Origin of the sequence: Streptococcus infantis (assembly GCF_015546995.1) — a bacterium.
GTDB classification, from domain to species: Bacteria; Bacillota; Bacilli; order Lactobacillales; family Streptococcaceae; genus Streptococcus; species Streptococcus infantis_J.
Genome location: NZ_JADMUH010000034.1, coordinates 1 through 7,770 on the forward strand (window position 1 = coordinate 1; position 7,770 = coordinate 7,770).

Annotated in this window: 11 protein-coding genes and 1 pseudogene; all 12 read left to right on the plus strand. The window is 35.1% G+C overall.

The window, feature by feature from the left end; all coding sequences use genetic code 11:
* Positions 1–817 (plus strand): annotated as a pseudogene (locus I1J71_RS08400) (glutamyl-tRNA amidotransferase); the annotation flags it as partial.
* Positions 810–1,607 carry a hypothetical protein gene (locus I1J71_RS08405; RefSeq protein ID WP_195184436.1) on the plus strand — a complete coding sequence of 266 codons (798 nt, stop codon included), beginning with the start codon at positions 810–812 and terminating at the stop codon, positions 1,605–1,607. The pseudogene I1J71_RS08400 and the gene I1J71_RS08405, both read left to right, overlap by 8 nt.
* Before the next feature lie 11 nt (positions 1,608–1,618).
* Positions 1,619–2,425, plus strand: a complete 807-nt coding sequence (locus tag I1J71_RS08410; RefSeq protein ID WP_195184428.1) for a hypothetical protein — start codon at positions 1,619–1,621, stop codon at positions 2,423–2,425.
* Positions 2,425–2,538, plus strand: a complete 114-nt coding sequence (locus I1J71_RS08415) for a DUF4176 domain-containing protein (RefSeq protein WP_172605081.1) — start codon at positions 2,425–2,427, stop codon at positions 2,536–2,538. Before I1J71_RS08410 ends, I1J71_RS08415 begins: the two co-directional genes overlap by 1 nt.
* 44 nt (positions 2,539–2,582) lie before the next feature.
* Positions 2,583–3,344: a hypothetical protein gene (locus I1J71_RS08420; protein WP_195184429.1), complete on the plus strand. Its 762-nt coding sequence runs from the start codon at positions 2,583–2,585 to the stop codon at positions 3,342–3,344.
* A 97-nt stretch (positions 3,345–3,441) separates the two neighbouring features.
* The gene (locus tag I1J71_RS08425; RefSeq protein WP_195184430.1) at positions 3,442–4,167 is read left to right on the plus strand and encodes a hypothetical protein; all 726 of its coding nucleotides are present in this window, start codon (positions 3,442–3,444) and stop codon (positions 4,165–4,167) included.
* The gene (locus I1J71_RS08430; RefSeq protein WP_195184431.1) at positions 4,160–4,588 is read left to right on the plus strand and encodes a hypothetical protein; all 429 of its coding nucleotides are present in this window, start codon (positions 4,160–4,162) and stop codon (positions 4,586–4,588) included. Before I1J71_RS08425 ends, I1J71_RS08430 begins: the two co-directional genes overlap by 8 nt.
* Before the next feature lies 1 nt (position 4,589).
* On the plus strand, positions 4,590–5,066 hold the full coding sequence (locus I1J71_RS08435; RefSeq protein ID WP_195184432.1) for a DUF5085 family protein: 477 nt from the start codon (positions 4,590–4,592) through the stop codon (positions 5,064–5,066).
* Between the two features lie 146 nt (positions 5,067–5,212).
* Positions 5,213–5,512, plus strand: a complete 300-nt coding sequence (locus I1J71_RS08440; RefSeq protein WP_229026694.1) for a hypothetical protein — start codon at positions 5,213–5,215, stop codon at positions 5,510–5,512.
* Between the two features lie 9 nt (positions 5,513–5,521).
* Positions 5,522–5,965 (plus strand): GNAT family N-acetyltransferase, encoded by a 444-nt coding sequence (locus tag I1J71_RS08445; protein WP_195184433.1) that lies wholly within the window; start codon positions 5,522–5,524, stop codon positions 5,963–5,965.
* A 31-nt stretch (positions 5,966–5,996) separates the two neighbouring features.
* Entirely contained in the window at positions 5,997–6,800 is an 804-nt protein-coding gene (locus I1J71_RS08450) for an alpha/beta fold hydrolase (RefSeq protein ID WP_195184434.1), read from the plus strand.
* 3 nt (positions 6,801–6,803) lie between these two features.
* On the plus strand, positions 6,804–7,682 hold the full coding sequence (gene truB / locus I1J71_RS08455; protein ID WP_195184435.1) for a tRNA pseudouridine(55) synthase TruB: 879 nt from the start codon (positions 6,804–6,806) through the stop codon (positions 7,680–7,682).
* Positions 7,683–7,770 lie beyond the last annotated feature (88 nt).

Here is a 7,770-nt window from a genome sequence, read left to right on the forward strand (position 1 = left end):
TAAACCAAAATTAAGTCGTAATTTACTTATTATATTTTTGATTGGGATTTTTTCTCTACTTATAGGAAGTAGAATTCAAAGCCACTTTAGAAATAATGCTAAAGTTCAACAATTAAAAGAGTTTTATTCTTCTAGGGGAATGAATTATGATGTTGCTCTTAAAAGCGTAGAAATAGATAGTAACGTTTCAGATATTAGTATTTTTGAAGTATCGGATAATGGAATAACTATTCAAGTAGGTGCTAAGTACATTCATCAAAGATTAACAGAGGTCAGTTTCATTAATGAGAATTATGGTTTTAAAGAATTCTTGAGGCTTTCTGTATCGAGCCAAGAGGCACAGACAGTTCTGAATGATTTTAAATCAACTGTAGAAAGTGCAATACAAAAGAAAGGATATGATTTAGCAGTTATTGATGATAAAGAACAGCCATTGGCTAGCCCAGGTTTTCAAATATCACGTTCATTTAGAATCACTCCTTTTATTAAAGAAAAAGCAGTTCAAAATCAGAAGTCATCTAGTCCAGAAAAACAAGCATTTGGAGGATATGCAACAATTTCTCTTAAAGATTATATGAGAGAGGGAGCCCTTCGTTTATGTTTAAGACTTAGTGAAAGTGACAAATTGAAGTTAGAAGACATTGATTTTTCAAGACTTTCCGATGGACACTACATGATCAATAATGACTATTTTATAGTGAACAACGGAATGTATACAATAGTTGAAGATGAAGGTGATTTTGAAAATTTTTTACTGAGAGAATCTAGTAAACAATTTTATTTGGAGGATTTTTATAAAATTGAAAAGCTTGATTAAATTATTAGCAAATAAAGATGTAAAACTTCTTTATAATATTTGTATTCGATTATCGTCATATTTAGTAGTTGTTGCAGTTTATATAGCAATTTTGGGATTGTTTTTATTGTTTAAACAAAATATTATTGCAGTACGTTATCTGTTATTTTTGTCGGTATTATTTATAGTTATTGGCATCTTTTTAAATTTATTAACTTGGAAAGTTCTCCTATATTTGAAGGAGACTTTGATTGACTTTAAGAAATATCAATCTTTCTTTGAACACAGTGTTAGTCATTCCAATAAGTTTAATAAGAAATTCAATGAAGTAAGTTTTGAATTAATCACAGGAGAATTATCTTACCTCAGAGGAGATTTTTTATTAGCACTTAGTCAATATTCAAATATCAATCTTTCTAATATTTCTAAAAAAAATAGAAAAATATTTGAATTTAAGAAATTATATTATGAATTTCTATCTTCTATCCATCTTCAAGATGCGCAAGGTATTGCTTTCATTGAGGAACAATTGTCCAAGGCTGCAGATTGTAAAGGTGGTAAGGCTAAATTCGTTGCACAAGCCCAAACCATAAAAGATATTGTGTTTAACAAAGAACCAAACGACTACTTCGATACAACTGAACCAGAAAATAAGCTAGCTCGAATCAAGTTCTCATATTACGGAGCTCTCAATGCTCAGCTAAAAGGAGACGAAGATCGTGCTCGTAGTTTGTTTGAGAGCATATCCCATGAAAATCCAGAGCTTTTCTATGTACAGGAAGCGCAGAAATATTTAGGAGCAGAGGAATAAGAGAGTAATATATGAAATTAATTGAAAAAATAGTAAGTAGGGCGACAGAGAATATTCTTCTACAAATAGAGACTATTAGTCAAATTAGCTCAATTATTGGACTTGTTTTGGATGTGTTGGCTGTATTTTTAATTTTCCAAAGTGATACCAAAAAGTGGGGAGTAATATTATTAGTAGTAGTAGTACTATTTGCTAGTCTAGTTTTATACCTACGTTTTGTCCTAAACAAAGTTATTTATCTAGTGTTAAACGATGCTATTAATCTTAAGCTCTATGTGGACATGTTCAGGGTTCAATCAGAAAAGTCTATTAAGCCCTTTAGGGCAACATATCGTGAGTATTGCCAATTTATCCAAGGTCAAGTGGCTTATCTAAAAGGAGATTTTCAAGCTGCCAAGGAAAATATGTCCAAATATGATTTGAAGAAAATTTGGAAGAGATTCAGGAACCATACATTTTTAATATCAACCTATGAGCTATTAAAAGTTTGCATTCATCTTCAAGATGCACAAGATATTGCTTTCTTTGAGGAACAATTGTCCAAGGCGCCAGATTTTAAAGGAGGCAAAGCTAAACTAGTCGCCCAAACTCAAGCCATAAAAGACATTGTGTTCAATAAAGAAGTGAACGACTACTTCGACACCACTGAGCCAGAAAGTAAGTTAGCTCGAATCATGTTTTCTTATTATGGAGCTCTCAATGCCCAATTAAAAGGAGACGAAGCTCGTACTCGCAGTTTGTTTGAAAGCATCTCCCATGAAAATCCAGAACTCTTTTATGTTCAGGAAGCTCAGAAATATTTAGAAGGAGAAAACTGATGTCAGAACGTACTACTTTACCGATTGGGAGTGTTGTTCGAGTGAGAGAAGGTGTGGAGCCTGTCATGATTGTTAATCATTGTCCAGATACTAAAAAGCAGAGGCAAAAATGAAACTAGGACAATTTGGATTGGGCTTATTAATAGGGGGGTAAAACATGGAAATACAATTAAAATTACGTGGAAACTCAGAAGGATTTATCCTTGAGTCAAAATTACCTGATGATGAACATTGGACTGAAAGAATTGAAATCGTTCAAGAAGAGGCAGGTTATCGTCTATATGCAAAAGATGTAGAAATTCTAGTCTTGAAAGTATCAGAATATATTTCTAAAAGAAAAAGAATAGTCGCAAGAGGGTTAAATAAGGATTTGATTTATTTTGAAGAAGAAAGATTTGAACATTTATGGGAACAAGCATACTGGCATGGAGTTTTTCAATTCAATTTAAATAACTATGAAATGACGTGTGTAGGTTCAGGTAGTAAAGGAGATATTTCACCTGTCACAAAAGATGGCATTCCGATTGCCGTTTATGCTGCAAGTAATATTGCAATTGCTGGAAAGAGAAATTTTTCTCTCTATACTGAAAATATTGACGAAATTGACAATTTACTGATGTTTTACGTAATTGATTATATTAGGGGATATGACTTTTTAGATATTGATTCTTTATCTGCAAGATATCGTTTCTTTTATCAATTCAGTAATCGCTCAGCTCTAACGAAGGAACATTTAGATATGCTTCCAGAGGCGAGAAGACCATCTAAGTTAGAGGCGTTTATCATTTATTTTTTATCAGCCTTCTTTGTTGTGGGTATCAGTTTGGTATCATTACGCCCTTTGTTCGCATTTTTAGTAGCAATACTGATACATTATATTTATACTATCATAAAGAATTGGAGAGACAGAGGTGAATAGTAGGGTATTTACCTATTGATTTATTATTGATACTGCATTAAAAGAAATATTAAAAAGGTGTCAATAGCCTAATTAAAGGCATGAGAGGATGGTTTAAATGATACTGGAACGAATTAAAAAAACATTTGAATTTCAAAGAAGTAGAATAAAGGGACCGGTTCCTCTTTGGGGGGTGTTAAATGGGATTTTTATTTTGTATCCTATAGCATTTTTTATGTTTATGGCAGGAGGGTTAGAGGTTCTAAAAAATGAGGACTTATATCAAGGGCTGCTTATTGCAGGAATTGTTGTTTGGGTTTTAAATCTAGTATTTTTACTAGATCTTAAGCGAGGGATATTAACCAGTTTTGGAACCTATCTCATGTATTTGACTGGTCATGTTTATACCATTATTGGTTTTGGTGCTATGAGTGGGGACCATAACTTTATTGGTCTAAAGCTATCCCTCCCTCTTATTCAATCCATTATTGTTATAGTCGTCATGAGCTGCTTGGTCAATTTAGACTCTGAAGAAGTTATCTCGCAGAAAGCCAGCAAAGTTATGCTTAATTTTGTTATCGCTCCTCCACTTATTTTATCGTGTGTCTGTATATTTTTAGCGATGATTGGATATGATTATTTTATGGGATGGGGAATGTCTTTATTATCAATGACTTTTGGACAAGCTGTGTACTTACCTTTGTTTTATATTATCTATGCCTACCAACATCGTCATGATGTTGAGGAAACAAGACCAATCAAGCATATAGAAGTGTCTTCGGATTTGATTCAAAATAAAGAATTTGATAAAAATAGATTTAAAAAGGAAAAGAAACATGATTAAAGAAATCCAAATTCATATGGAACATTTGATGACAGACCAGGTCCAGATTCAAGCGGACGAACTATTAGAGTTGTTTGTCCACACAGAACTCTTACCCTACACCAATGGCATCTATAAAGATGGTCCGACCATTTTTGAAATGACTCCAACTCAATTTGACGAAGAAGAACAGGACGTTACCATTTATATACCTGTCATTTCAGAAACAAACTCAACGAGCCAACTAAGGTATCAAGCTAGTTTAAGTATTGAGGGTATCAGCAAACGTGTACCTTTTGAGGATGGCTTGGACCAGTCCATCTACGAGATGAAGGATTACATCAGAGACCATGGTTGGGAGTTGCAAGATAAGTTGTATCTTGTCTTGATTCCAGTTTATGATGATTTGTTTGTAGATTTGATTATCCCAGTGGAGAAGTAAAATGGCAGAAATTACATATGGTATGAATCAATCATTAATGATGAGTAATGTCTTAAGTGTCGATTACAACATTACTGGTGATGAAATTGCAGTAGCCTTTCAAGATATGGTTCAAACAGCCGTAGCAGCTGGATATACACCTAAAAGTAATCCATTTTACTCATGCCCTCATATCGGAGAGTTGGATGATGGGACATACAACATCACAGTCTATCTTCCTGTCCATGAGGATTATTTAGGAGAGAATGAATTACTGGAAGTGACAGCCTATAACAGTTATTTTTTAGTTCCTAGAATGGTAGGAGCTAGAGTTACTGGGGAGGAAGCAGTCAACTTTGATAAGGCTATATACGGCTTAACCAATTTATTGATTGATAATGACTTAGAAGAATCTACACCCGTATTTTATATTTCAAGTAAGATAAATGATGTTTTGTATACAGATATCATGGTAGGAATACGAGCTAAAAGAGATTAAAAGTTGGTAGAGGACTAAAAGAAGGAAGTCTCAAAAATAACAAATGATGTAGTAAAAGCAGGTAAAGAAGTTATAGATGGTGTTGGTAATGCAGTATCTGACTTTTTAGTGGTATTGGATCTGTATTTCAGTGATAGGAGATTCTCTTGGACGAAAATAAAATTATAAAGTTAAAAGACGTTGAATTTGTAGGAATTGGTAATTTTGAAGGGGAAACAGTTTTTTTTGATAAGAAAAGAGGCAAGATGTTCTTAGGTCATTCTAAAACGAAGTTTAAAGTGTCTCCTGTCGCTTTCTTGACAGGAGCAGCACTTATTCTTTTTGTTCTTGTAAGAGAAATAACAAAAGTTCAGGTGTTCAGTGGGTTTTGGCCCTTGATTTTTGGTTTTTTTCTAATGATCATTGTCTCAAAACTCCTCTACAGACCAGCTTTGAAGGAAGACTAGGAGGCTCCTATGCAGATACGAAAAGCAACCATAAAAGATGCTGAAGCACTATTGTCTCTATATGAAGACTTGGGCTATCCAACGACCGCTTCTAAGCTGTCTCGACGTTTAGAAATGATTCTTTCTCAGCCGCATTATGGCTGTCTTTTAGCTGAAAGAAACGGAGAAATTTTAGGTTTCTTAGGTTACGCAAAGCTCTTCTTTTTTGAAGCAGATGGATCTTACTATCGTATTTTGGCTTTGTCAGTTGCAAAAGAAACAAGACGACAAGGAGTTGCTAGTAGGCTAATTGATGAATTGAAAAAACAAGCGGTAAAAGAAGGAGTTAAGGCACTGGCTCTAAATAGTGGTTTAACCGCTGAACGAAATGCTGCACATCAGTTTTATCAGGCGGTTGGATTTGAAAAAGTTACTCTCGGCTTTGCCTTGCATTTAAAAACTCAACATAAATAAATCATGAAAAAAAAGTGGAGGGAATGAGGTAATGTCTTCAACAAAAGGGAAAACCTTATATTTTAATGAAAAGAGCATGGACTATGTAACATTTGGAAAAGGAAAGGACCCAATGGTGATTATACCAGGATTGGGTGATGGACTACAGACGGTTAAAGGTATGGCTATGCCTTTTTTAATCACATACCGTATACTTGCCAAACGTTATAAAATTTATGTTTTTTCTCGAATCATTGAGTTGAGGCAGGGATATACGACACGGGATATGGCAGCAGATGTTGCTGAAGCAATGGAGATACTAAACCTAGATACCGCTTATGTTATGGGGATTTCACAAGGTGGAATGATTGCCCAATGGTTGGTGGTGGATTTCCCTAAAAAGGTTCAAAAGCTCATTTTAGCCGTGACCACTGCAAAACTAAGTAATCAAGGCAGGGAGAGAATTAGTTGCTGGCTGAACCTGATCCAAACAGGAACTTATAAAGATCTAATGATTGATATTGCTCGTCACTCTTACACGACTAAATCCTTTGGAAGATTTAAATACCTTTATCGAATAATGGGAATCTTTGGTCGCATTAAAGATAAAAAACGTATTGATATTCAGACTGTATCTTGTTTGAAGCATGATAGTCTAGCTTTTTTGGAAAAAATTAGCTGCCCTACGTTAATCATTGGAGCAGAAAAAGATGATGTTCTTGGCGTAGATGGTTCACTTGTATTGCATCAGCATATCAAAGATAGCCAGCTCACCATTTTGCCAGAGTGCGGGCATGCACTCTATGAACAGAATAAGGATTTCCAAAAGAGAGTTTTAGTATTTTTAGAAAGTTAATAAATGAACGGTATTATCAACTTAAAAAAAGAAGCAGGCATGACCTCGCATGATGCGGTTTTTAAACTGCGTAAGATTTTGGGAACTAAGAAGATTGGCCATGGTGGGACCTTGGATCCGGATGTAGTGGGCGTTTTACCCATTGCTGTGGGAAAGGCGACTCGCATGGTAGAGTTCATGCAGGATGAAGGCAAGGTCTATGAGGGAGAAATCACATTAGGATATTCAACAACAACCGAAGACGCTAGTGGGGAAATTGTTGCAGAAACTCCTGTTTTAGCTCCACTGGATGAAAAACTTGTCGATGAAGCGATTGCGAGTTTGACTGGTCCTATCACACAAATCCCACCGATGTATTCGGCTGTCAAGGTCAATGGTCGCAAGCTCTATGAGTATGCACGTGCTGGTCAGGAAGTCGAGCGTCCAGAACGTAAGGTAACCATTTATAGTTTTGAAAGAACCAGTCCCATTTCCTATGAGGATAAACTTGCGCGTTTTACCTTCCGAGTAAAATGTAGCAAGGGAACCTATATCCGTACCTTATCAGTTGACTTGGGAGAAAAACTTGGCTATTCAGCTCATATGTCTCATTTAACAAGGACCAGTGCTGCAGGCTTGCAGTTAGATGATGCTTTGACCTTGAATGAAATTGAGGAAAAGGTTCAAGCTGGTGAGTTAGATTTTCTTCATCCATTGGAGATTGGGACAGGTGACTTAGTCAAAGTTTATTTGACTCCTGAGCAGGCTGAGGAAGTCCGTTTTGGTCGTTTCATCGAGTTAGAACAAATGGAAAATCAATTAGCTGCTTTCGAAGATGATAAGCTTCTTGCTATATTGGAAAAACGAGAACATCTTTACAAACCTAGAAAGGTTTTCTCTTAAGTATTTGACAAACCAATGATTTTTATATACTAGTCGAAAGATGGGATTTTCTCATCTTTTTAAAATATCGCAAATAAGTAGTTTTAAA

What these genes read in the sequence shown, in the direction of transcription:
- I1J71_RS08410 (WP_195184428.1), top strand. Translation starts at nt 1,619, where the DNA reads ATGAAATTAATTGAAAAAATAGTAAGTAGGGCGACAGAGAATATTCTT.
- I1J71_RS08415 (WP_172605081.1), top strand. Translation starts at nt 2,425, where the DNA reads ATGTCAGAACGTACTACTTTACCGATTGGGAGTGTTGTTCGAGTGAGA.
- I1J71_RS08420 (WP_195184429.1), top strand. Translation starts at nt 2,583, where the DNA reads ATGGAAATACAATTAAAATTACGTGGAAACTCAGAAGGATTTATCCTT.
- I1J71_RS08425 (WP_195184430.1), top strand. Translation starts at nt 3,442, where the DNA reads ATGATACTGGAACGAATTAAAAAAACATTTGAATTTCAAAGAAGTAGA.
- I1J71_RS08430 (WP_195184431.1), top strand. Translation starts at nt 4,160, where the DNA reads ATGATTAAAGAAATCCAAATTCATATGGAACATTTGATGACAGACCAG.
- I1J71_RS08435 (WP_195184432.1), top strand. Translation starts at nt 4,590, where the DNA reads ATGGCAGAAATTACATATGGTATGAATCAATCATTAATGATGAGTAAT.
- I1J71_RS08445 (WP_195184433.1), top strand. Translation starts at nt 5,522, where the DNA reads ATGCAGATACGAAAAGCAACCATAAAAGATGCTGAAGCACTATTGTCT.
- I1J71_RS08450 (WP_195184434.1), top strand. Translation starts at nt 5,997, where the DNA reads ATGTCTTCAACAAAAGGGAAAACCTTATATTTTAATGAAAAGAGCATG.
- truB (WP_195184435.1), top strand. Translation starts at nt 6,804, where the DNA reads ATGAACGGTATTATCAACTTAAAAAAAGAAGCAGGCATGACCTCGCAT.